Below are 24,289 nucleotides of genomic sequence, written 5' to 3' on the forward strand. Positions count from 1 at the left end.
GATTGCGTCAGCCTCATCAGGTCGCCGGCAGCACGAACCGCTCAAAGTGCCGATTGTGCCTGCGATGGAACGACCCGCCAGACTTTATTGCCGACATCGTCTGCTACCAGAAGGGCGCCGCGCCGGTCTATCGCCACCCCCACAGGACGGCCGAAAGCCTTGTCGTCCTGGCTCAGGAAGCCGGTGAGGATGTCTTGAGGCGGGCCAGAGGGCTTGCCACCGGTAAACGGCACGAAAATCACCTTGTAGCCGCTGCGCGGCTTGCGATTCCACGAGCCATGTTGCCCGACGAAGGCGCCATTCCTGTATTGGGGACCGAACAGGTCGCCCGTGTTGAAGGTCAGTCCCAATGAAGCCGTGTGCGCCCCGAGCGCATAGTCCGGCTTGATCGCCTTGGCGACGAGGTCGGGCCGCTGCGGCTCGACGCGATCATCGACATGCTGGCCGTAGTAGCTGTAAGGCCAGCCGTAGAAGCCGCCATCCTTCACCGAGGTCATGTAGTCCGGCACGAGGTCGCTGCCGATCTCGTCGCGCTCGTTGACGACGACCCAAAGCTCGCCGCTTTCCGGATTCCAGGACAGGCCGTTGGGATTGCGCAGCCCGGAGGCGAAGAGACGCGTCTGTTTCGAGGCGAGATCGATCTCCAGCACGGCGGCGCGGCTCTCCTCTTCCTCCAAGCCGTTCTCGCCGACATTGGAATTGGATCCGACCGTTGCATAGAGCTTCGTCCCGTCCTGCGAGGCGGTCACGTCCTTGGTCCAGTGGTGGTTCCTCCCCGCAGGCAGGTCGACGATCTTCTCCGCCGGTGCGGTGATCTCGGTCGCGCTCTCCTGGTAGGGAAAAGCCACAATTGCATTGGCATTGGCGACGTAGAGCTTGCCATTGAGCAGGGTCATGCCGAATGGCGAGAACAGACCAGTGAGGAAGGCCGTTTTGGTTTCTGCCACCCCGTCGCCATCCTGATCGCGCAGCAGCGAGATGCGATTGGCGCTAGACGTTTCCGCGCCAGCCCGGCTCTGGAAGAGGTCTGTGAAGAAGTGGCGTATGCTGCGGATGCTATCTATGAGGAAGCCGCGTATGCTGCGTGTGTTAAAGCCCTCGTCCGGCCTGGGCGGCGCATTGCTCTCCGCCACCAGCACGTCGCCGTTTGGCAGCACGTGCAGCCAGCGCGGATGGTCGAGCCCGCCGGCAAACTCGTTGACTGCAAATCCTTGGGCCGCTGTCGGCTTCGTGCCCTTCGGCCACGGCGCGGCCTTGGCGACATGGACGGTCGGCAGCCAGGTCAGATTGGGCTCCGGCAGAGTCGGGTTGGGGCCATAGCCCTCTGCGATCGGAACTGTCGCCTCTTCGCGGGACAGGAAGAAGACCGCTCCGCCGGCGACGACGAAAAGAACGATCAGCACGAGAACGGCGGTAAGCAACTTTTTCACCAGAACCTCGGAATGTCGAAAAAACGCAAACGCGCTTATCGCGTTCCGGTTGCGGACGGAGCGGCCGATAGCGAGAAATAGGCCGCAAGCGCGCGGATGTCGTCATCCGTCAGACCCTTCGCGGCATTGGCCATGAGATGGCCGAAGCGCGTTCCGCCACGCTTTCCGGCCCTGAACAGCCCAAGCTGCGCCGCGATGTAGCGCTCAGGCTGGCCGGCGAGGGAGGGATAGAACCGACTGCGGTCCTGTCTTCCATGGCAGCCGAGACAGGCTGGCACGCCGGCGTGCCTCATGCCTCTCTCGGCGATTTCCTTGCCGCGCCCGATGAGCGCGGGATCGCCCCCGCCGCTGGCATGCGTCGTCGGCAGGGCGGCGAAATGCTTGGCCAGGTCCGGCCAGAACTGCGGCCCCGCCTCAATGGCGGGCAGGCTCATCATCCCGCTTGCCCGGCTTCCTTCGGCGTAGGCACGCAGGCTTTCAAGGAGATAGGCTTCGCTCTGCCCGGCGAGAACGGGTATCGCGGGACCGCGACCCCGTCCGTTCCCACCGTGGCAGCGGACGCAATCCGCGAGCGCCTGCGGCAGGGGCCCGGCATCGCCTTCGGGAGACGCTAGCGTTTCTCCAAAGGCGAGGTCACGATAGGTGGCTTCGTCCATCGACGGCAGCTCGCGCAGGAAGGCGACCATCGCCCAGACCTCGTCGTCGCGTTCCTGCGTCGGCCAGGCAGGCATGCCGGTGAAGCGCACGCCGTGCTTGACGATGCGGAAAAGCTGCGCGTCGGTCCATTCGCCGACGGACCCGGCAAGGTCGGGCGGCTGCGGCAGCATCCTCGTGACGACAGGAGATCGCGGCTCGCCTGGCGCTCCGTGACAGATGGCGCAGCCGCGCGCGAAATGTCCGGCGGCCGGCTGGATCGCATGGCGCGGCAGAGTTTCCGGAACGTCGACCGCCAGCGCATAGGTGCGCACAGCCGATCGCATGGCGAAATGGAGAAACCATTCCGTGATCTTCCAGTGGCCGCTTGAGGCACCGACATTGAAAAAGCCGATCCAGGCCGCCAGCACCACGACGAAGGGCAGAATGGCCAGCGCTATGGCGAGCTTTTTCCAGCTGATATGCATCAGCCTGTCTCCCGCGACGGAGTGGCGAGCATGCGCGCGAAAAGCGTCAAGCCGCCGGCCAGATAGACAGCAGCACCAACCAGAAGCATGATCACGCCGCCAAGCTCCTGATCCTGCTGCGCGGAAAGCGCGATGCCGAAGCAGCTTGCCTCGCCTTTCCCATAAAGCGGCCTTGGGGTCAGCGCCAGCAGCGCGCCGAGCAAGGTCATATGGATGGATGTGAGAAGCAGGGCGAAGGCTCCGGCGGCATTGCCTGTGGTGTCCGAGCCGCGGCGCGGCAGGCAGGCCAACCACAAGAACAGCCCGGCGGCGAGGAACGTGGCCTGCTCGATGGCGGTGGCCAACAGCGAGCTTTGAGCCAGCCCCCGCATGGCCGGCGCGTGCCAGGACCAGACAATGACAAGCTCGACGAGGGAGGCGAGGAGGGGTAGGGCGAACGTCCGGTTTGCATCTGGTGTTGGACCGAGCGGGATCCCAATCGCCATCAGCGGCGCGGCGATCGCTACCACTCCCATATGCGCCAGCATGTGCGCCGAAAACGAATCCCGCCAGGCGTCGAGCAGCGGCCCGAGCCAGACCAGGGCGAGGACGAAGAGGCCGAGGATGAGGCAAGCGCGTCTCACCGGATACACTCCGTCAGGAACAATGCGGGCATCGCGGTGAAGATCACGGCGATGAAGCTGAGACCCGAGAGCAGCAGCGTCGCAAATCCCTGGAACAGGGTCCGGTCCCGCCTCGTCGGATCGTCATGGGGCGGATCATCGGTGCCGAAGCCCCATTGCCGCCAGGCGAGCCATGCGGACAGCGCGATCAGTGAGAGGGCGATCACAGTGGCGGCGGCGATACCCGCGCGCACAGCGCTGAAACTCAACCCGACAAGCTCGGGTTTAGCGCAATAGATCGCCGCGCCCAGGTAGCAGACGAGGAAATGCGCAGCCCAGATCACGGGCGCGGTAAACAGCGTCCAGAGTGTCTCGATCTGCTTCGGGATGAGCCGCATCGCCGCCTCACATCGCTGCCGGAAAGAGGCCGATGATGGTGAAGGTGATGACGGCGGTGACCAGCAGGAAATGCCAGTAGAGCACCACGTTGCCTAGATCCATGTCATGCTTCGGCGTCAGCCGGCCCGCCAGCGAGCGTGCCAGGCAATAGGCCTGCATGACCGTGCCGACCGCTGCATGGGCGAGCACCCAGAGCACGAGGATCCACACGATTGCGGGATAGACGTGGCGCGTCGGCTCCATGCCGGGAGACCACGGCCCGGCCAAGCCTGCGGCGGACGCGCCGACGGTGGTTAGCAAGGACAGCACCAGCAAGCCGCGCATAGCGGCCGTGGCGCCGCGCCTGTTGAATGTGCGTGCCGCCACCATCAGGCCCCACGCCGCAGCAAACAGGATGGCAGCTACCAGCGACCAAACCGCATCAGGCCCGGCAATCCCCGCGGTGAAGTCGGCATGGATCGTCCAGTAGAAGAAATAACCGAAGACAAGGCTGGCAAAGGCCGTGCCGTCGCCCACCATGGTGATGAACATCGCCCACCAGCCGACCGAATCGGCACCGGAGGCATAAAGCGGCAGGCTGAGGCCGAGGCCGACATCTTTTTCCGGCTTCTCGGGGATTTCGCCGGTGCCCGTCCAGAGCCAATAGAGGACGGCGCAAAAGCAGATAATTGCAGCCAGCGCCGTCGCGATCCACCAGTGGAAGGTAAGCGCGATGAAGGCGGCCCCGAGCGAGAAGGCCGAGACGATGGTGACATAGGACGTGCCGCCGACGCGCAGCACCTGGATGGGTTCGGCGTCGAGCACGGAGGTGACCAGTCCCTCGCGCCATCCCTCTTCCGCGTCGGGCAGGTAATAGCGGCCTTCATTGACCTTGCGGGCAAGGTCCTTTTGGTCCCACAGCGGATAGCGGCTGCGCACGAGGGGTATCGAGCGGACGCCCCAGTTCTCCTCCGGCTCGGAAATCCATTCCAGCGTGCCGGCGTTCCAAGGGTTGAGTTCGCCGCGCTGCTGCCGGTGCTTCGGCCTGAGCACGTCGAAGACAACCACCAGCACGCCCGCTGCGAAGACGAAGGCTCCGGCCGTCGAGATGAGGTTCAGCCAGTCCCAGCCGATTCCAGCCGGATAAGTGAAGACGCGCCGGGGCATGCCGCGCAAGCCGCTCAGATGCATGGGGAAGAAGGCGATGTTGAAGCCGCAGAACATCAGCCAGAAGGCGAGCCGACCCAGACGGTCGGAAAGCTGCTTCGCGTCGATCAGCGGGTAATAGTAATAGAGCCCGGCCATGACCGGAAAAAGCATGCCGCCGATCAGCACATAATGCAGGTGCGCGACGACAAAATACGTGTCGTGCGCCTGCCAGTCGAAGGGTGCTAGCGCCACCATGACCCCCGTCAGCCCGCCGATGACGAAGATGGCCAATCCTCCGGCACCGAACAGCATCGGCGTCGAGAAGATCACCTGGCCGGCAAGCATGGTGGCGATGAAGACGAAGATCTGCACGCCGGTCGGGATCGCCACCGCCTCGGAGGCCGCCGAGAAGAAGGCCAGCGAGATCTGCGGCAGGCCTGTCGCAAACATGTGATGCACCCACAGGCCGAAGGAGAGGAACCCAGTTCCCACTGCCGCAAGCACGATCCAGGAATAACCGACGATCGGCCGCTGGGAAAAAGTCGGCACGATCATCGCCATCAGCGCGATGGCCGGCAGGAAGATGATGTAGACCTCCGGATGGCCGAAGATCCAGAACAGATGCTGCCAGAGCAGCGGGTCGCCGCCGCGTGCCGCGTCGAAGAACGGCCAATCGAACATCCGTTCCATCTCGAACAGGAGGTCGCCGGCGATCAGCGGCGGAAAGGCGAACAGGATCATTCCCGCCACGATCAGCAGGTACCAGGCGAAGAGCGGCATCAGGTTGATGCGCATGCCCGGCGCACGGCATTTCATGATGCCGACGATGAGCTCGACGGCGGCCGCGATCGAGGCGACTTCGATGAACGAAAGGCCTAGCAGCCAAATGTCGGCGCCGATGCCGGAGAACTCCTTGTCGGTGGCGAGCGGCGGATACATGAACCAGCCTGCCGAGGGCGCCGCATTGAAGAAGATCGAGCCACAGACGAAGATACCGCCAAGGAAAAAGCTCCAAAAACTGAAGGCACCGAGGCGCGGGAACGGCATCTCGCGCGCGCCCAGCATCGGCGGCAGGAGGAAGATCGCGACCGCCTCGAAGATCGGCACCGCGAACAGGAACATCATCACCGTGCCGTGCAGGGTGAAGGCCTGGTTGAAGAAGTCGGCCGACAGGAAGTCGTTGTCGGGCACGGCGAGTTGCAGGCGCATGAGCAGCGCGAGCGCGCCGGCGAACAGCATGAAGGCGAAGGCGGCCGAGCCGTACCAGAGGCCGATCTGGAAATTGTTCACCGAGGTCCAGTAGCGCCAGCCGGTCGGATTGGCCCACACGGTGCGCAGCCGCTCTTCCTGCGCCTTGTATTCTTCCCGCGAACGCTCCTTGACCGCAGCGCTCATTGCAGGCCTCTCAGCCAGGCGGCTATGGCGCGAACGTCGCCCGGCGGCAACATGTCGAAAGCCGGCATGCTGGAGCCGGGCTTGATCAGTTCGGGCCGGGCGATGAAGCGGGCGACGGCGTCTTCGGTGTTGGGCAAGATGCCAGCTCCGACGGTGACGCGGGATCCGAGATGCGAAAGATCCGGGCCGATCGTGCCGCGCGCATCTGTGCCCGCGACGAAATGGCAGGACCCGCAGCCATGACGCAGGAACAGCGCGCTGCCGCTCGCGCCTGCGCTTGGCGCAGGAATCGCCTGGGCGGCCAGCCAGGACCGGAATGCTTCGGGCTCCATCGCCACGGCCGAGAACGCCATCAGCGCGTGAGACGTGCCGCAATATTCGGCACAAGGTCCCCGGAAAACACCGGGTTTCGTGGCATTGAGTGAAAGCCTGTTGATGCGGCCGGGGATCATGTCCATCTTGCCGCCGAGCGGTGGAATCCAGAAGGAATGGATCACATCGGCACTTTTCAGGGTCAATTCGACCCGCTCGCCGACCGGCAGCCTGATCTCGTTGGCAGAAGCGACCGGTGGCCCCTGAGATGGGTGATAGACAACTTCCCACCAGAACTGCCTGCCGGTGACCTCGATCCGCAGGGCGGCGGAGCTCGCCTGGGCGAAGGGCCGGAGGCCAGGCATCAGCCACAGTGCATAGGCGAGCAGGGCACAAAGCGTGACCGACGGGAAGACCACGCCGCCCCAAAGGATGATCCTGCTGGCGGACTTTTCGGCCAGCCTGCGGCGATTGAACAGGGCTGAATGAAGAAGCAGGCCGACCACGCCCAGCCAGATGAGCGCGCCGCCGCTTAGCATTACCCAGAACAGCACGGCTATCTGCTGCGCTTCCTCTCCCGCGGGCTCAAGTACCGACCGAGCGCCGGCATAGCCGCTCGCGAGCAAAAAAGACGCAGCGGACAGGCTGAAATATTGACCCATTTCCAACCCCTCCGCGGTAAACCGGCGAGATGGGCGGAAGGTTCCGGGCAATTGAGTTTTCGAACTAAAGCTGCATTCGCCGGGCAATTTTTCAACGACTGACGAAACAATTGCGCTTGATCCCCGTTTGCCCGTCGTGGGTATTGGGATTGCCCATGCTTAAGGAGGCGACGATGAGCGCAACCGGCCTGGAAGTTTTTGACAAAACCCTGCAAACAACACACATCTGGCTGGACGAGATCATGGCCGACCACGGGCCCGATAGGCGCGTTGCCTGGCATATGCTGGGCGCCGTTTTGCGCACTTTGCGAGACTGGCTGCAGATCGAACTGGCTGCCAATTTGGGAGCGGAGCTGCCGCTTCTCATACGCGGCGCCTACTATGATCGGTATCGGCCGCATAATCTGCCGACCAACAGCCGTTCATTGGAGGAATTCCTGCAGCGCGTGGCCGAGGAGATGAAATCCACTCGACCCGTGAATCCCGAGGATGCGACGAGATCCGTGTTCAAAGTTCTCGCGAGGCATGTCGACCTCGGCCAGTCGGCGAAAGTGCGAGACGCTTTGCCGAAACACATCCAGGCGCTTTGGCCCGAAAGCGTCGGAGTGTAGCGGCAGCAAAGTCAAAAGTCGGGGTGCCGACACGATCCTCAACTGGTTCCGCCCAGCCGGTCAGTCCCTCTGCTCGCGATACAGGCGCTCAGTCGCCCGATCGCTTTCTCTGCGTTCCGCCGGGCCGCGATCGCGCCGCGTGATGAGTGCGTAGGCGATCAGGATCGCCAGCAATAGCGGGCCGCCGGCAACGACGATCAACCACATGTTGTTTTCGAACATCTCACAAAACCGAGAGGAGGAGACCGTTCCTCCCTTCTGGTCCAGGACGGACAGCACGATTTTAGATATCTTCAACCAAATGACCTGTGCCGCCAATTCAACCGTTGCGTTCGTATGTCCCCACCAATTCTGCTTCCTCCAGGACATGTTTTTTGGCTTCTTGCCAGATGCGCTCGACGCCGGCGGACCCCGGAATCGCGAGGCTCGGCGTGTCGAGCGCGGCAAGTCGGAAATGGTAATGATGGACGCCGTGCCCGATCGGCGGTTCAGGACCGTCATAGTAAGCGTTGCCAAAGTCGTTTGTGGCTTGCCTGAGCGCTGCAGGACCAGGCTTGCCACTCTCAGCGTCGGGCAGTTCGCCGACGTCAGGCGGGATGTTGAACACTGCCCAGTGACCGAAGGTTCCGTTCGGCGCATCGGGATCCTGCACGACGAGAACGAGGCTCTTCGCCTTATCCGGCACGCCCGACCATTTCAGCGGCGGGGACACGTTCTTTCCATCACGGGTATATCTTTCCGGAATTTTTCCACCCTCGGCAAAGGCGGAACTGCTGAGCGTAAGCGGCATGGTTCATTCCTCCAAAAAACGGCTTGTTCGTGGCGGGCTTGTGCTCGGCAAGCGCACTGATGGAGGAATGGACGTCCCTCGGAAACGTTCCATTGTGCGAACCATTGGCTGGCTGGTTTTCAGGCTTTGACGATATCTGTCTGGACCCCTAACATCTGGTCTCAGACTCACTACGTGTTGAGAGGGAACCACAAAGGCTTTCCGACAGTTGAATGAAGAGGCGACAGCAACCAGACCGGCCGGGGCGAGGATACCATGCGCGAGAACCACTCCGACGTCTTCGATCTGTTTTCGGAGATTTACACGAATGCGGCGCAGGAGGAGATAAGCATCCAGCAATATCTCCTCGCCTGCCGTGAGGATAAATCGATGTATGCCTCGGCGCCCGAACGGATGGTCGAGGCGATCGGCGAACCCACTCTGGTCGATACCAGCATGGATGAGCGGCTCGGCCGCATTTTCGCGAACAGGACAATCAAGGTGTACCCCTCCTTCGCCGAGTTTTATGGCATGGAGGACACGATCGAGCGTATCGCCGGCTATTTTCGCTACGCCTCTCAAGGGCTTGAGGAGCGCAAGCAGATTCTTTACCTGCTCGGCCCTGTCGGCGGCGGCAAGTCCTCGCTGGCCGAACGGCTGAAGAAGCTGATGGAGCAGCGTCCGATCTATACGCTGAAGGTCGGCGACCAGATTAGCCCGGTTTTCGAATCGCCGCTCGGGCTTTTCCATCCCGACCGCATGGCTGACCTTTTGGAGGACAAATACGGCATCGCGCGGCGCCGGTTGAACGGCTTGATCTCGCCGTGGGCGGCCAAGCGCCTCGATGAACTGTCCGGCGACATCTCCAAGTTCAGCGTCGTCAAGCTGATGCCTTCGCGGCTGCGCCAGATCGGCATCGCCAAGACCGAGCCAGGCGATGAAAACAACCAGGACGTTTCGGCCTTGGTCGGCAAGGTCGACATAAGACAACTCGAGCATTTCAGCCAATCCGATCCGGACGCCTATTCCTACAGCGGCGGCCTGAACCGGACCACGCAAGGGTTGCTTGAGTTCGTCGAGATGTTCAAGGCGCCGATCAAGGTCCTCCATCCGTTGCTGACCGCTACCCAGGAAGGCAGCTACAACGGCACGGAAAACTTCGGATCTTTCCCTTATCAGGGCATCGTCGTGGCCCATTCCAACGAATCGGAATGGCTGCAGTTCAAGAACAACAAGAACAATGAGGCGTTCCTCGACCGTATCCTGGTGGTCAAGGTGCCGTATTGCCTGCGGGTCACCGAAGAAAGGCAGATCTACGAAAAGCTGCTGCGCGAGAGCGAATTGGCCTCCAGCTCCTGCGCTCCGGAGGTGCTGGATATTCTCAGCCGCTTCACCGTATCGACGCGTCTGGCGGAGCACGACAATTCGCCGCTCTACACGAAGATGCGCGTTTATGACGGCGAAAACCTCAAGGACATAGATCCCAAGGCGAAGTCGGTTCAGGAATACCGCGATGCCGCTGGGGTCGACGAGGGCATGACCGGCGTCAGCACGCGCTTTGCTTTCAAGATCCTGTCGCAGACATTCAACTACGACACCAAGGAAGTGGCCGCCGATCCCGTGCATCTGATGTACATTCTGGAGGAGGCGATCAAGCGCGAGCAGTTCCCAAAGGAAACGGAAGCCTCCTATCTCGACTTCATAAAGTCCGAGCTCGCCCCGCGTTATGCCGAGTTCATCGGCCATGAGATCCAGAAGGCTTATCTCGAATCCTACAGCGAATACGGCCAGAACCTGTTCGACCGCTACATCGCCTACGCCGATGCCTGGATCGAGGATCAGGACTATAAGGACCCCGATACCGGCCAGATCCTCAATCGCGAGGTGCTGGACAACGAGCTGTCGCAAGTCGAAAAGCCGGCCGGCATCGCCAATCCCAAGGATTTCCGCAACGAGGTCGTGAAGTTCACGTTGCGCGCGCGGGCAAGGAACCATGGCCGCAACCCGTCATGGACAAGCTATGAAAAGCTGCGCGAAGTCATCGAAAAGCGGATGTTCGGCCAGGTCGAGGATCTGCTCCCGGTGATCAGCTTCGGCTCCAAGCAGGACAGCGTGACGGAGAAGCGGCATACCGAGTTCGTGCATCGGATGGTCGGACGCGGCTACACCGAACGTCAGGTCCGCCGGCTGGTGGACTGGTACATGCGGGTGAACAAGGCGGGTTGAGTCCGGCCGGGATGGTTCCATGCCGATCTTCATCGATCGCCGACTGAACCCGAAGGACAAGAGCCTCGGCAACCGCCAGCGCTTCCTGAAGCGTGCGCGCGAGGAGCTGAAGCGAAGCATCCGGGATCAGATCCGCACCGGCAAGATCGCGGATGTGGATGCCGAACATGCCGTCTCCATGCCAGCGAGGGGCACAGCCGAGCCGAGTTTCGGCGATGCGAAGGACAGCGGCAAGCGGCAGCACATCCTGCCGGGCAACAAGCATTTCGCCCCAGGCGACCGGGTCCCCAAGCCCGGCCAGGGCGGCGGCGGCTCGTCTCCCGGGAAAACGGTTTCGGAGGACGACTTTCGTTTCGTGCTCTCGCGCGAGGAGGTGCTCGATCTCTTTTTCGAGGATCTCGAACTTCCCGACATGGTCAAGCTCAATCTCAAGGAGATACTCGCTTTCAAGCCGCGCCGGGCTGGATTCGCCGCGACCGGTGCCCCAACCAACATCAATGTCGGGCGCACGATGCGAAACAGCCATGGTCGCCGGATTGCGCTCAGGCGTCCCAAGCAGGGGGAGCTTGATGCGATTGCGGAGGAACTCGCAATCCTGGAGGCAGAGCCCGCGAGCGCGGCGACACACCAGCGCATTACTGCGTTGCGGGAAGAGCTTGAGCGACTTGAGCGCCGCCGCAAGCGGATCGCCTATGTCGACCCGGTCGACATCCGCTTCAACCGTTTCGACTTCCGGCCCGTGCCGAATGCCAATGCGGTCATGTTCTGTCTCATGGACGTATCCGGCTCGATGGGCGAGCGCGAGAAGGATTTGGCCAAACGCTTCTTCGTGCTGCTGCACCTGTTCCTGAAACGGCGCTACGATCGCACCGAAATCGTCTTCATCCGCCATACGCACGAGGCGCAGGAGGTGGACGAGGAAACCTTCTTCTACAATACGCAAAGCGGCGGCACGGTCGTTTCCACGGCCCTCGAAGAGATGCACCGCATCATCCAGCAGCGCTATCCCAGCAACGAGTGGAACATCTATGCCGCCCAGGCATCGGATGGCGACAATTTCGTGACCGATTCCGAGCGCTGCATAGGCCTCATGGACAGCCAGATCATGCGCCTGTGCCAGTATTTCGCCTATGTCGAGATCATCGACGAACGCGAGAGCCATATTTTCGGCACCACCGACAATGGAACCTCGCTCTGGCGCGCCTACAATGCTGTCAACCAGAGATGGCCGAATTTCCAGATGAGCCGTATCGCCAACGCAGCCGACATCTATCCGGTCTTTCGCCAGCTCTTTGCCAGGCAGCCGGCCTTCCAGAAGAGCGCTTGAGGGAGAGCCGATGGCGAGCCAGACCAGCAAATCCGGCCAAACCAGCAAATCCGGCCAAGCCAGCAAATCAGGTTTACTCTTTTCCGGATCCGACTGGGATTTCAAGACATTGTCGCGCGCCTACGAAGCGATCGAGGCGCTCGCGATCGAAGAGCTTCACCTCGACGTCTACCCGGTGCAGATGGAGATCATCTCCTCCCAGCAGATGCTCGACGCCTATTCCTCGGTCGGCATGCCGCTGATGTATCGCCATTGGTCCTTCGGCAAGCATTTCCTCTACCAGGAATTGCTCTATCGCAAAGGCGGGCGGGGGCTCGCCTATGAACTGGTCATCAATTCAAATCCTTGCATCGTCTACCTGATGGAGGAAAACACCATGGCCCTGCAGGCCCTGGTGACAGCCCATGCAGCGCTTGGTCATAATCATTTCTTCAAGAACAATCACCTGTTCCGGCAGTGGACGGATGCCAGCGCGATCCTGAGCTATCTTGATTTCGCGAAGGGTTACATTGCCCGCTGCGAGGAGCGGCACGGCGTGGCCGCGGTGGAGGCGATCCTCGACTCCGCCCACGCGCTGATGGAGCAGGGCGTGTTCAGATACCATCGGCCGCCGAAGCTGTCGTCGGAGCGGCAGCGCGAAGGCGTTCGCGAGCGCCTGGAGTACGAAGAGCGGTCCTACAATGACCTGTGGCGCACGCTCCCGCGTTCGAAGGACGGAGACAATGTTGGGGAAAAGGATCCCGGCATGGCGGAGCGGAAGAAAACGCTCAACCTGCCCGAGGAGAACCTGCTCTACTTCCTGGAAAAAAACAGTCTGGTCCTGGAGCCTTGGCAACGTGAAATCATCAGGATCGTCCGCGTCGTCGCGCAATATTTTTATCCGCAGCGGCAGACGCAGGTGATGAACGAAGGTTGTGCCACGTTTGTGCACTACACACTCATGAACACGCTGTTCGATCGCGGCCTGATCACCGAAGGCGCGATGCTGGAAATCCTGCGCAACCATTCGAATGTGATTTTCCAGCCGGGCTTCGACGATCCGCGGTTTTCCGGCATCAATCCTTATGCCTTGGGCCTGGACATGATGCAGGACATCCAGCGCATATCGACTGAGCCGACCGCCGAGGATCGTGACTGGTTCCCCGATATAGCCGGCAACGGCAATTGGCGCGAAACCCTGCTCGACGCATGGGCGAACCATCGCGACGAATCTTTCATCCGCCAGTATCTGAGCCCCGCCCTGATGCGGAAATGGCGGTTCTTTATCCTCGCCGATGCCGCCAGCGAACCGCATTACGAAGTCGCGTCGATACACAATGAGCGTGGCTACGAAAAGATACGCGCCGGGCTCGCTCACAACTACGACATCGGCGCCAGCCGGCCGGATATTCAGGTGGTGGATGTGGATCTGCTCGGCGACCGACAGTTGCGACTGGAGCACAAGGTGAAGAACGGCATCGTGCTGGAGGAGGCCAGCCGCGACGCGACACTGCGCCATATCCGTCGCCTGTGGGGCTATGAGGTCAGCCTGGCGGCGATCGATGCGCAAACGGGTGGGACGCTCAACGAGCGTTCGACCAGCCAAATCGGGGAATGATCAACCGGACGGCCGGCGACGGCGTCGGTCTACAGCCAATCGCTGCGGGGCCGCGCTGTTTCGCCATGCGTCAGCCCAGCCTCTCGTGATCAGGCTTGCTGTGGGTCCGATGCTCTGGCCGTAGGACCCGGGAAGGTCGGTTCCGTGGGAATCTCGGGTGGTGTATCGGGAGGAATTTCGACGGGCTGCCTTTCCGGGCTGGGAACGGGATCAGGCGAAGGCGGAGGAACGCCCGGAGGCTCATTCGGCGGAGTTTCCGGCGGAGCAGGCGGCCGGGCAGGCTCAGGATTGGGATTATCCGGTATTGGAACGGGATTGTTCGGATCAGGATCAGGATCGGTCATGGCCGTTTCCTTGAGGAGGATCACCCTGGGATGACAACCATCGCGCCTGACGATGGTTCCCTGCCGTCACAGGCGTGGCCATTTGGAAGGCCGATGGCACGGACGCGCCGTCCGAATGACAATTTCGGCGGAGCTCAATGCCAGCGGCGCTGGAAAATGGGGCCGCGCCTCCACCTTCGTCACCTTTACCGGGTCGGGGAGCACTCTATGTACGCTGCTTATTGCGAGGCACGGATCAGGGAGCAGCAGCATGCGCGCGTTCATGATTGTCACCCTTCTTCTGGTCGCAATCACGATGGCGCTCTCGCTCGCGCACGCGTTGGAGTTGCCCGGCAAGTTGCGCCTCAAGGAGGCCACTTACAAATCTGTGCAGGCGATCTACTATCCCGGCTTCACTATCGGCGGGTTCGCCGAGATCGGCGGCATCATTGCGCTCGCCATCCTGCTCTACCTGACGCCTTATCCAGGCGCTCGATTCTGGTGGACCTTGACGGCCCTTGTCTTCTTGGTGGCGGAACATGCGACCTATTGGTTGGTCACCCATCCCGTCAACAATTTCTGGGTGCAAGATGTCGCTGTGTCGAAGCCAGCCGCGACGTTTTTTTCATTGCTCCCTCGGAAGCAAAGCCGCGACTGGAGAGACTTGCGCGACGTTTGGGAAGCCTCGCACGTCGCCAGGGCAGGCCTTGCGATGCTGAGCCTGATCTCAATTGCTGTCGCCGCGACATTTTTTGCTGGGAGTGAATAACGCGGAGGATGCGCAGCGACGCTACTTGTTCGTCCGCATCTTCTGCCTTGGATTGATCCCGCCAAGGGCATTCGTGTCGTTCTCGACGTCGCCTTCGATCGTGTTTTCGCCTTCGAGCACGAGTTCGTCGCCTTCCTTGATCGTGCCCTTGGAGGTCCCGATACCGGGATTGTTCCTCAGATCGGCATCGCTCGGCTTTTTCCATTTTGGATGTTTGGTTCCGCTCATGGCACAACTCCTTCGAAAAGGGTCCTGTTCTAGAAACAGCAGGGCGCGATGAATGTTCCGCCGAAACGCACCTTGATGCGGCTCTGCCGTGAGGCGCTAAAGCCCGAACGGATAGGTGTCGGGAACGCCCGTTCCGACATGCTCCGGCCCAAGCGGCGTCACCGCGGCGGTCTCGTCAAACCAGACGAACGCGTCAAATTGCTGGGAAAGAGAGGCATCCGCATAGTGGCTGCGCAGCTCGGTCTCCGGCCGATAGATCACGCCGATGAAGCGCTCCAGCCGACGCTCCAGAAGCCGTTCGCGCAGCGTGTCGTCGCGCTTGATGTCGAGCAGGAAACGCGAGACGCCGCAGTCGTGGCAAAGCCGCTCGTAGCTATCGCTATGGGAAGGCCGCACCCGCTTGATTTCCATCTCGCCGTCCCAGTCGGAGGCCGCGGCCACTGTCCCGGAATGCGTGCCGAGCCCGATCAAGGCTGCCCCGTCGCCGAAACGCTGGCGGCAGAGCTGGCCTATGTTCACTTCGTCCCTGACAATTCCCATCTCGGTATAGCGGGCGTCGCCAATATGGGAATTATGCGCCCACACGACCGCCTTGGCGTTCGGCCCGCGAGCTTCCAGCAGATGCTCGAGCGTCTCGAACATGTGGGTGTCGCGCAGGTTCCAGGACTGCGCGCCGCCATAGTACATGATCCGATAGTAGCGTTCTGCGGAAGCGATCAGCCGGGCATTCTGGGTGGCATCCAGAAAATCGACGCCGTCCTGCTGCGCATAGTCGAGCTGTTTGGCAAGCAGTTCGCGGCATTGTTCAAGCACCGCCTTCTCGCATTTCTCGTAACCCGATGTGAGCGCGACACGGCCATAGGTGGATGGCTCGTTTTGCCAAGGCGTCAGGCAGCCATAGCGTTCACGTGCGATCTTTGCCGCCTGCGGATCGACCCGGTCGAGATATTGCAGAACCGCGGCGATCGATCCGCTCATGTTGTAGATGTCGAGGCCATAGAACCCCGCCAGTCGGGACGATATCCTGATCCTTTCATTGTGTTGTCGCATCCAGTCGACGAACGCCGCAACGTCCGTGTTGCGCCACATCCAGGTGGGAAACCGCTGGAACGGCGGATCGGCGTCAGCGCGTGACGACCGGTGGCGGACGTAGCGATCGATCGCCGCTGCATCAGGCCAGTCGGCCTCGACTGCGACGATGGTGAAGCCGTGTTTCTCGATCAGCCTGCGAGTGATCGCCGCGCGGGCTCGGTAGAACTCCGACGTGCCGTGGCTCGCTTCACCGAGCAGGACGACGCGCCTGTCGCCAAACCGGTCGAACAATTCGCCGAACGCCGGATCGTCGAAATCCGGCAGCGGTTCGGCCGCCGCCGCGATCATCTCCGGCAGGCTGCGCGTGCGCGCGCGTCCGGACGGACGATCCGCGATGCGGCTGCCATTCTCGGGCCAGCCCTGCTCGCCGATGAGCGGGACAAACCGCACGCCGCCGAAATCCTCTTCGCTGTAAGTTGCAGCGCCGGTTCGGGTGACCTTGAGAAGGCGCTGATCATGCGGTTCGTCGCCGACCGGGATGACGAGCCTGCCGCCGACGTCGAGCTGCTCCTGAAGCGCAAGCGGCGCACCGGGTCCGCCGGCTGCGACCAGAATGGCGTCGAAGGGCGCTGCGTCGGGCCAGCCTTTGGTGCCATCGCCGGTGCGAACTTCGATATTATCATAGCCAAGCTCTTCGAACCGCTGCCTCGCCGTTTCGGCCAATCCAGCGTGGCGTTCGATCGTGTAAACGCGTTCGACGATCCGGCTCATCACGGCAGCCGCGTACCCGGAGCCGGTGCCAACCTCCAGGACATGGTCGCCCGGTCCGATCTCCGCCATCTCGATCATCAATGCGACGATGTAGGGCTGCGATATCGTCTGGCCCTCCGCAATCGGCAGCGGCCCATCCTCGTAGGCGAATTCTTCAAAGCCGGGTGCGACGAAAGCCTCGCGCGGAACCTCACGCATCGCTTCCAGCACCTCGTGGTCATGGATGCCACGGCGACTGAGATGGACTTCGACCATTCGGTTGCGTGCATCGGGAAGATCGAGCATCTTTTGCTCCTCTTGCCAGTTGGCGGCCCTCCGGCCCGATTGTGCCCCCCAATCGTGCCCAACGGCGACAATCTCTCCATCAGTGCGCGCCCGGCCTCGGCAGCGCTTGATCTCATTTCCTGCGGCTCGTCTCCTTAACCGTTGGCGAGCTTCCAGGTTCCTGCAAAAGAGCGATTGGCGGGCGTAAATGGCGGCTCCAGCCGAACTTATTTCCGTGAAAATCCTTTCTCCGGGGCGATGGCACTCCAGATATCGACGGGCAAACGCATTCTGGAGACGTTTCGATGAACGACGAGGCTCGGACCACCGCGCAGCCAACAGGCCTTGATCAGGTCGCTCTCATGAACCGCTATTGGCGCGCCGCGAACTACATTTCGGTTGGCCAGATATACCTGCTCGACAATCCGCTCCTGCGCGAGCCCTTGAAAGCCGAGCACGTCAAGCCGCGGCTGCTCGGCCATTGGGGCACGACACCCGGCCTCAATTTCATCTACGTCCACCTGAACCGCGTCATCCGTGAGCGCAGTCTCGAAATTCTGTTTATCTGCGGCCCAGGTCATGGCGGCCCGGCGATGGTCGCGAACACATGGCTCGAGGGCACCTACAGCGAGATCTATCCGGAAATCGGCCAGGGCGAAGACGGCCTGAGAAAGCTCTTCCGGCAATTCTCCTTTCCTGGCGGCGTGCCTAGCCATGTGGCGCCCGAAACGCCCGGCTCGATCCATGAAGGCGGAGAACTGGGATATGCGCTGGTCCATGCTTTCGGCGCGGCCTTCGACAATCCCGATCTGGTGGTCGCCTGCGTCGTCGGCGACGGTGAGGCGGAAACCGGTCCGCTCGCGGCGGCATGGCACTCCAACAAGTTCCTGAACCCGGCATCCGACGGCGCCGTGCTGCCGATCCTGCATCTCAACGGCTACAAGATCGCCAACCCGACAATCCTAGCCCGCATGGATGACGTGGAATTGCGAAGCCTGTTTGCCGGCTATGGCTACGAACCATTTTTCGTCGAAGGTCACGAGCCAATTCCCATGCATCGGTTGATGGCCACGAAGCTGGACACCGCGCTGGACAGGATCCGCTCAATCCAGAAGCGAGCCCGTGCTCCGGGCTGGCAGGGAGAGCGTCCGCTGTGGCCGATGATCGTGCTGCGCAGCCCGAAGGGCTGGACCGGACCGAAAGAGGTCGATGGCAAGAAGGTCGAGGATTTCTGGCGCTCGCATCAAGTGCCGGTGTCGAATGCTCGCGGCAACGAGGCGCACCGCAAGATCCTCGAAGACTGGATGCGGAGCTACGAACCGGAAAAGCTGTTCGACGACGGCGGGCGTCTACTTCCAGACCTGGCGGCGCTTGCGCCAAACGGGTCCCAGCGCATGGGCGCGACCCCGTATGCCAATGGCGGATTGCTGAAGCGCGACCTCGCGCTTCCAGATTGGAAAAGCCTGGCGCTCGATGTGCCGCGTCCAGGAGGCGCCAAGGCCGAGGCGACGCGGATTCTCGGAAGCTATCTCCGCGACGTCATACGCCTGAATGCTGAGGCCAGGAATTTCCGGCTGATGGGGCCGGATGAGACATCCTCTAACCGCCTTGACGACGTATTCGAAGTCACGGACCGGGTCTGGATGCAGCGGATCGAGCCCTATGACGTCCAGCTCTCCCGGGACGGCCGCGTCATGGAGGTGCTTAGCGAGCATCTCTGCCAGGGTTGGCTGGAGGGCTATCTGCTGACCGGCCGCCATGGCCTGTTCTCCTGCTACGAGGCGTTCATCCACATCGTCGATTCCATGGTCAACCAGCATGCGAAATGGCTGAAGACATCCAGAGAGCTTGCCTGGCGCAAGCCGATCGCTTCACTCAATTACCTGCTGACCTCCCATGTCTGGCGGCAGGATCACAATGGCTTCAGCCACCAGGATCCGGGCTTTGCCGATTTCGTCGCCAACAAGAAGGCCGATACGGTCAGGCTCTATTTCCCGCCGGATGCCAACACGCTGCTCTGGATCACCGATCATTGCCTGAGAACCTACAACCGCATCAATGTCATCACCGCCGGCAAGCAGCCAGCGCAGCAATGGCTGTCTGTCGAAGACGCAGAGACGCATTGCCGGGCGGGGGCGGGGATCTGGGAATGGGCCGGAGCTGGGAAAGGCGAGGATCCGGATGTGGTCATGGCCTGCGCCGGCGACGTGCCGACACTGGAGACGCTCGCTGCCACCGACATTTTGCGCTCGGCGCTTCCGGACCTGAAGGTTCGCGTCGTCAACGTGGTCGACCTGATGACGCTGCAGTCAAATTCAGAGCATCCGCATGGCCTCGCCGATGAGGATTTCGACGCGCTGTTCACGAAAGCCAAGCCGGTGATCTTCGCCTATCACGGCTATCCCTATCTCATCCACCGGCTGACCTACCGACGCGCCAACCATGACAACATGCATGTGCACGGTTTTCGCGAGGAAGGCACCACGACCACGCCGTTCGACATGGTCGTGCTCAATGAGCTCGACCGTTTCCACCTGGCGCTCGCCGCGATCAAACACGTGCCTGGGCTCGCCGAACGGGCGAAAGATCTTGCCGCCGAACTTCAAGCGAAGCTTGTGGAGCATAGGGCCTATGTCCGCGAGCACGGCGAAGACATGCCCGAGATTCAGAATTGGAACTGGCCCCAAAGCGGTGCGACGAAGGCGGGCGATTGATGCGACAGGCAATTCTCGCGCTGAACGCCGGCTCCTCCAGCATCAAGTTCGGACTATACGACCTTGAACCCTCTGGGGAACTGCAACTCGTCTCGCGTGGTGCGCTGGATCTCGGCGACGCACCGAGGCTCAGCGCAAAGGCGGCCGAGGGAACGGTGCAGTGTGATCGGCCGCTTGCGGGAGACGCGCGCAATGCCGGCATCGGCGCGTTGCTCGACTGGATCGAGAGCGAGCTTGGCGGGCGGAAACTAATCTCCGCCGGCCACCGCATCGTGCATGGCGGGCGCGAATTCGTCGAACCCGTCCGTCTGACGCCTGAGGTGATCGACGCCTTGGACAGGCTGACGCCGCTTGCGCCGCTGCACCAGCCTCGCAGTCTCGCGCCGATCCGCACGCTTGCCGCGCTGCGGCCGGACCTGCCGCAGGTCGGATGTTTCGACACAGCTTTCCATCAGACGATCGATCCGATCGTGAGCCGCTTCGCGCTGCCGCGCAAATACGATGCGGAAGGGATCCGCCGCTACGGGTTTCATGGGCTTTCCTACGAATACATCGCCGGGCGGCTCAAGGAGATATCGCCCGCTCTTGCAGCGAAGCGGACGATCGTTGCCCATCTCGGCAGCGGAGCGAGCCTATGTGCCATGCACGACGGAAGAAGCGTCGATACGACGATGGGCTTTTCCGCGCTCGACGGCCTGGTCATGGGCACACGCTGCGGCGCCATCGATCCGGGCGTGCTCTTGTACTTCGTCCTGGAAAGAGGCATTGCGGCGGAGGCTCTGCAGCACATGCTCTATGAGGAATCCGGGCTGCTCGGAATATCCGGCATCTCAGGTGACATGCGCACGCTGGAAGCGAGCGACGACCCCCACGCGCGCGAAGCGGTGAGCCTTTTTGCGTTCCGGGCCGCAAGGGAGGCCGCCGCGCTCGCCAACACTTTGGGCGGCCTCGAATGCCTCGTGTTCACCGCCGGCATTGGCGAGCGCTCGGCGCCGGTCCGCAAAGCAATATGCGAAAGGCTCCATTGGCTTGGCGTGGCGATCGACGAGCCATCCAATGCCTCGCATGCCGGGATCATAAGCCGGCCGGACAGCAAGGTCGAAATACGCGTCGTCGCGACCGACGAGGAGAGCATCATTGCCCGCCACACGCGGGTGCAAGGGAATGCTCGATAACGCAATCAACGGCACGGTTTCCAACGCAAGGAACCCTGCGCGCCCGCGCCCGTTTCCCCATCTGATTACCAAAGGGAGAAATCCAATGGCCGAGACCACCAGTACGGCAGGCGCCTCAAAGGCGACAACCGAAGCCCAGGAGGCGATGAAGAAGCAGATCGCTGAGCTTCGCCGCGAAATCACCAAAATAAATCGGACCCTTTCCGACCAAGCCGAGGAGGCACAGGGCTGGTACGATAGCGCGGCCGACCGGGCCTCGCGTGCGGCCCGACAATTGCGCAACCAGGCGCACACCGTGTCTGAGACTGTCCAGCAGAACCCAGGCACAATCTCTTCGGCGATGGTGCTTGGCGGCGTATTCGGTGTCCTTCTCGGAATTGTGATTGCGAAGAGTTCCGAGCCTGAGCGGCGGTGGTTCTAGGGACAGATGACCACCTTGCAGTGCCGAGCCTGGCTATCGGCAATCAAGCATGGCTTTTGCGCTATCGGCATCCGTTACGATGACCGTCGCCAACCCGGCCCCCGCCACAGCTAGAAGAATGGCATGTTTGTGCGTCCCGCCTGAGGCGATGATGCGGCAGGGGATATTGCGGTAGTCTTCGAGCTCCGGCGAAAGCACCTGGCGGTTGAGAGGGTGGTCCACAGGCTTACCTTCGGCATCGAGATAGCGGCCCAGGAGGTCGCCGACGGCGCCGGCGGCAATGAGATCACGCGCATCCGTTCCCTCAGGCAGGCCGTAACGCACTTGCAGCGATTGCCGCGATACGTCCCCCACGCTCAGATAGGAGACATCCACATCATAGGTGCGGGGGAATATCCTCTGGAACACCGATTGGGAAATGATCGCCTCGCGCGATTGCGGGCTCTCGGCGTAGATCGGCGCCGCGAAATAGCAGCATTGCGCGCCCAGGACCTGCGCGAAGCCGCGGACGATCTCGAATGTGTTGATCTCCGAGCCGCGCGTCAGTCCGCCCATCATCGACCGAATCTCCATCTGCGGCTCGCTGACCGCCGTCATGTGCCGCACGGTTTCCCGCAGCGTCGCGCCCCAGCCGACGCCGATGGAGGCAGGCTTGCGGCTTTGGGTCAGCCGGTCCAGATAGGCGGCAGCACCCCGTCCGATGACCGAGTGCACCAGCCCGGGATCGCCCGGCGTCGGCACCACGACGGCATCCTGCAGGCCGAACCGGCTTCGCAATTCGGCCTCGAGTTCGATATTGGCGGCAAGCGGCGAGCTGAAGCCTATCCGCACGATCCCTTCCTCAAGTGCTGCGGCGAGAAGCTCGTTGACCCTGCGGCGGGTGAGATGCATACGCTCGCCGATCTCAGCCTGCGTCAGACCCTCCACATGATAGAGCCATGCGGCCCTGATCATCAGCTCCTGCTGGTCCATGCGCTTTCCTCCCCCCATGCCGTGGCCGCTTTCAGTTACAAACGTCACACTGGTGTAGCATTTGTAACCTACGAATCCCGGCGATCTGTTTCCGGCTGACTGGCCGATGTCAGCAAGGAAGTCATGGCCGTTTAGCCGGATAGCAGATTCAACAAGAATAGATCAACATGGATAAATGCTCTAGGCATGGGCAGGATACTCCGTGCTTATTTAGAAGATAGTTATATTAATACTTTGTGCCTAAATGTGTAATCTGCGGATTGTCACAAATAATTCATCTGTTCATTGCGAAACAGACACAGTGCTGAACATAAAACCGGTCGGATTGCTTTGGCCACGACTTGCCATTCCCGCAAAAGGAGATTCCGATGTTTTCACTCACTCGGCGCGGCGCGCTTGGTATCCTCGGCGTAACCGCAGGCAGCATGATGCTGCCGCGCTTTGCGATCGGTCAGGGCGCGCGCCCGTCCGTCACCATCGCCGTGCAGAAGATCACCAACAACAACACGCTCGACATATGGAACGAGCAATCCAATGTGGGCGAGCGGGTGTTTTTCCCCAATTTCTGGGAAGGGCTGATCCTGCGCAACTGGATGGGCAACCAAGGCCCGGTTCCCGGCCTTGCGACCGAGTGGAAACGGATCGACGATAAGACCGTCGAGCTCAAGCTGCGCCAGGGCGTGAAGTTCCACAATGGCGACGAGCTGACCGCCGATGACGTGGTGTTCAGCTTCTCGGCCCAGCGCGTTTTCGGCGACACGCAGCCGGTCGGCGGCAAGACGATCTTCGAGGACGACCACAAACCCGCAACGCCAAAGGAACTGCCTGCCACGATACCCGGCATCGGCCGCCGGCTGTGGCCCCGGCTCGCCGGCGTCGAGGCGGTGGACAAACACACGGTGCGTTTCCACAACGCGACCTCGGATGTGACGCTGGAGGGCCGCCTCTATGCCTTCGGCAGCCAGATCGCCAACCGCCGTGCCTGGGACGAGGCGGCGAACTATGTCGACTGGGCGCGCAAGCCGGTCACCACCGGCCCCTATTCGGTCGGCGAGTTCAAGCCGGACGTGTCGCTTACTCTCGTGGCCTTCGACGACTATTGGGGCGGTCGCCCGCCACTCGAGCAGATCCGTTTTGTCGAGGTTCCGGAGGTCGCCTCGCGCGTCAACGGGCTTCTGTCTGGCGAGTATGATTTTGCCTGTGACCTGCCGCCCGACCAGATTCCCGCTGTTCAGGGCGCCCCCGGCTTCGAGGTGCAGGGCTCGACGATCCTCAATCACAGGGTTTCGGTGTTCAACACCCAGAATCCGATACTCGAAAACCCGCTGGTGCGCCGCGCCATGACCCATTCCATCGACCGCCAGGCGATCATTGAAGCGCTATGGGCAGGCCAGACGACGATTCCGGCCGGGCTACAGTTCCCCTTCTATGACGAGATGTTCGTGCAGGGCTGGAAGGTGCCGGATTATAACCCCGATCTGGCGCGCGAGCTGCTGAAGCAGGCCAATTACAAGGGCGACGCGATCCCGTTCCGGCTCCTCGACAATTACTACACGAACCAGACTGCGAACGGCCAGATCATGGTCGAGATGTGGAACCAGGTCGGCCTCAACGTGCAGATCGAGATGAAGGAAAACTGGGCACAGATCCACGACCCGGCCGGCGTGAAAGGCGTGCGCGACTGGTCAGCCGGATGCGCTTTCAACGATCCTGTTGGCGGCATCGTCAACCAGTACGGCCCGAATGGTGAAGTCCAGCAGAAGAAGGATTGGACCAATGCCGAGGCCAATCAGATGGCCGCGATCCTGGAAACCGGCACCGACCACGCCGCCCGCAAGAAGGCCTTCGCCCGCATGCTGGAAATCTGCGAGCGGGAGGATCCGGTCTATCAGATCCTTCACCAGAATGCGGTGTTCACCGGTATGAAGTCATCGCTGAAGTGGAAGGCCGCCCCCGCCTTCGCCATGGATTTCCGCTCCACCAACTGGGCAAGCTGACCAGCAGCCACGAACCGGCTCCGGCAGGGAAACGCCCGCCGGAG

The 24,289-nt window shown here is 61.7% G+C and carries 20 protein-coding genes; 9 read left to right on the plus strand and 11 right to left on the minus strand.

What is annotated here, in order from left to right; genetic code table 11:
- Nucleotides 1–41: 41 nt before the first annotated feature.
- From EN885_RS07745 to coxB, 6 genes are all read right to left on the minus strand, one after another.
- Nucleotides 42–1,358 carry a sorbosone dehydrogenase family protein gene (locus EN885_RS07745; RefSeq protein ID WP_245493027.1) on the minus strand — a complete coding sequence of 439 codons (1,317 nt, stop codon included), beginning with the start codon at nt 1,356–1,358 and terminating at the stop codon, nt 42–44.
- Between the two features lie 107 nt (nt 1,359–1,465).
- Nucleotides 1,466–2,551 carry a c-type cytochrome gene (locus EN885_RS07750; RefSeq protein WP_164547148.1) on the minus strand — a complete coding sequence of 362 codons (1,086 nt, stop codon included), beginning with the start codon at nt 2,549–2,551 and terminating at the stop codon, nt 1,466–1,468.
- On the minus strand, nt 2,551–3,174 hold the full coding sequence (locus tag EN885_RS07755; protein WP_164897800.1) for a cytochrome c oxidase assembly protein: 624 nt from the start codon (nt 3,172–3,174) through the stop codon (nt 2,551–2,553). The genes EN885_RS07750 and EN885_RS07755 overlap by 1 nt, the downstream gene beginning before the upstream one ends.
- Complete coding sequence (locus EN885_RS07760; RefSeq protein ID WP_128241357.1) at nt 3,171–3,551, minus strand: hypothetical protein; 381 nt, start codon at nt 3,549–3,551, stop codon at nt 3,171–3,173. Before EN885_RS07760 ends, EN885_RS07755 begins: the two co-directional genes overlap by 4 nt.
- 7 nt (nt 3,552–3,558) lie before the next feature.
- Complete coding sequence (ctaD, locus tag EN885_RS07765) at nt 3,559–6,075, minus strand: cytochrome c oxidase subunit I (RefSeq protein ID WP_128241356.1); 2,517 nt, start codon at nt 6,073–6,075, stop codon at nt 3,559–3,561.
- On the minus strand, nt 6,072–7,049 hold the full coding sequence (gene coxB / locus EN885_RS07770; RefSeq protein ID WP_128241355.1) for a cytochrome c oxidase subunit II: 978 nt from the start codon (nt 7,047–7,049) through the stop codon (nt 6,072–6,074). The genes ctaD and coxB overlap by 4 nt, the downstream gene beginning before the upstream one ends.
- A 173-nt stretch (nt 7,050–7,222) precedes the next feature.
- On the opposite strand from coxB, the gene EN885_RS07775 reads away from it, so the two are divergent.
- A complete protein-coding gene (locus tag EN885_RS07775) occupies nt 7,223–7,660 on the plus strand; it encodes a DUF2267 domain-containing protein (protein WP_095489250.1) in 438 nt (145 codons plus the stop codon).
- Between the two features lie 60 nt (nt 7,661–7,720).
- Here EN885_RS07775 and EN885_RS07780 read toward each other — a convergent pair whose 3' ends face one another.
- The gene (locus tag EN885_RS07780; RefSeq protein ID WP_128241354.1) at nt 7,721–7,978 is read right to left on the minus strand and encodes a hypothetical protein; all 258 of its coding nucleotides are present in this window, start codon (nt 7,976–7,978) and stop codon (nt 7,721–7,723) included.
- 1 nt (nt 7,979) lies between these two features.
- Nucleotides 7,980–8,450 (minus strand): YbhB/YbcL family Raf kinase inhibitor-like protein, encoded by a 471-nt coding sequence (locus tag EN885_RS07785; protein ID WP_128241353.1) that lies wholly within the window; start codon nt 8,448–8,450, stop codon nt 7,980–7,982.
- Nucleotides 8,451–8,705: 255 nt separating this feature from the next.
- Here EN885_RS07785 and EN885_RS07790 point away from each other — a divergent pair, with 255 nt between their 5' ends.
- The 4 genes from EN885_RS07790 to EN885_RS07805 all read left to right on the plus strand — a co-directional run bounded on the left by EN885_RS07790 (nt 8,706) and on the right by EN885_RS07805 (nt 14,671).
- Nucleotides 8,706–10,655: a PrkA family serine protein kinase gene (locus tag EN885_RS07790; protein WP_128241352.1), complete on the plus strand. Its 1,950-nt coding sequence runs from the start codon at nt 8,706–8,708 to the stop codon at nt 10,653–10,655.
- A 19-nt stretch (nt 10,656–10,674) separates the two neighbouring features.
- Complete coding sequence (locus EN885_RS07795; protein WP_095489093.1) at nt 10,675–11,982, plus strand: YeaH/YhbH family protein; 1,308 nt, start codon at nt 10,675–10,677, stop codon at nt 11,980–11,982.
- Between the two features lie 10 nt (nt 11,983–11,992).
- Nucleotides 11,993–13,579, plus strand: a complete 1,587-nt coding sequence (locus tag EN885_RS07800) for a SpoVR family protein (protein WP_128241351.1) — start codon at nt 11,993–11,995, stop codon at nt 13,577–13,579.
- A 594-nt stretch (nt 13,580–14,173) separates the two neighbouring features.
- Nucleotides 14,174–14,671 (plus strand): DUF1772 domain-containing protein, encoded by a 498-nt coding sequence (locus EN885_RS07805; RefSeq protein ID WP_095489095.1) that lies wholly within the window; start codon nt 14,174–14,176, stop codon nt 14,669–14,671.
- 21 nt (nt 14,672–14,692) lie between these two features.
- Here EN885_RS07805 and EN885_RS07810 read toward each other — a convergent pair whose 3' ends face one another.
- Together EN885_RS07810 and EN885_RS07815 are read right to left on the minus strand one after the other, a co-directional pair.
- Nucleotides 14,693–14,899: a hypothetical protein gene (locus EN885_RS07810; protein ID WP_027151394.1), complete on the minus strand. Its 207-nt coding sequence runs from the start codon at nt 14,897–14,899 to the stop codon at nt 14,693–14,695.
- 96 nt (nt 14,900–14,995) lie between these two features.
- Nucleotides 14,996–16,987 carry a protein-L-isoaspartate(D-aspartate) O-methyltransferase gene (locus EN885_RS07815; protein ID WP_095489096.1) on the minus strand — a complete coding sequence of 664 codons (1,992 nt, stop codon included), beginning with the start codon at nt 16,985–16,987 and terminating at the stop codon, nt 14,996–14,998.
- Between the two features lie 284 nt (nt 16,988–17,271).
- On the opposite strand from EN885_RS07815, the gene EN885_RS07820 reads away from it, so the two are divergent.
- From EN885_RS07820 to EN885_RS07830, 3 genes are all read left to right on the plus strand, one after another.
- Nucleotides 17,272–19,680 (plus strand): phosphoketolase family protein, encoded by a 2,409-nt coding sequence (locus EN885_RS07820; RefSeq protein ID WP_128241350.1) that lies wholly within the window; start codon nt 17,272–17,274, stop codon nt 19,678–19,680.
- Nucleotides 19,680–20,855 (plus strand): acetate/propionate family kinase, encoded by a 1,176-nt coding sequence (locus EN885_RS07825; RefSeq protein WP_164897593.1) that lies wholly within the window; start codon nt 19,680–19,682, stop codon nt 20,853–20,855. Before EN885_RS07820 ends, EN885_RS07825 begins: the two co-directional genes overlap by 1 nt.
- A gap of 85 nt (nt 20,856–20,940) precedes the next feature.
- A complete protein-coding gene (locus EN885_RS07830; RefSeq protein WP_095489098.1) occupies nt 20,941–21,276 on the plus strand; it encodes a hypothetical protein in 336 nt (111 codons plus the stop codon).
- Nucleotides 21,277–21,309: 33 nt separating this feature from the next.
- Here the strand turns inward: EN885_RS07830 and EN885_RS07835 are convergent, their stop codons facing one another.
- Entirely contained in the window at nt 21,310–22,248 is a 939-nt protein-coding gene (locus EN885_RS07835) for a sugar-binding transcriptional regulator (protein WP_126105499.1), read from the minus strand.
- Between the two features lie 368 nt (nt 22,249–22,616).
- Between EN885_RS07835 and EN885_RS07840 the strand changes: the two genes are divergently transcribed.
- Nucleotides 22,617–24,245: an ABC transporter substrate-binding protein gene (locus tag EN885_RS07840; protein WP_095489100.1), complete on the plus strand. Its 1,629-nt coding sequence runs from the start codon at nt 22,617–22,619 to the stop codon at nt 24,243–24,245.
- Nucleotides 24,246–24,289 lie beyond the last annotated feature (44 nt).

Origin of the sequence: Mesorhizobium sp. M6A.T.Cr.TU.014.01.1.1 (assembly GCF_004022765.1) — a bacterium.
In the GTDB taxonomy this organism is placed as follows: domain Bacteria; phylum Pseudomonadota; class Alphaproteobacteria; order Rhizobiales; family Rhizobiaceae; genus Mesorhizobium; species Mesorhizobium mediterraneum.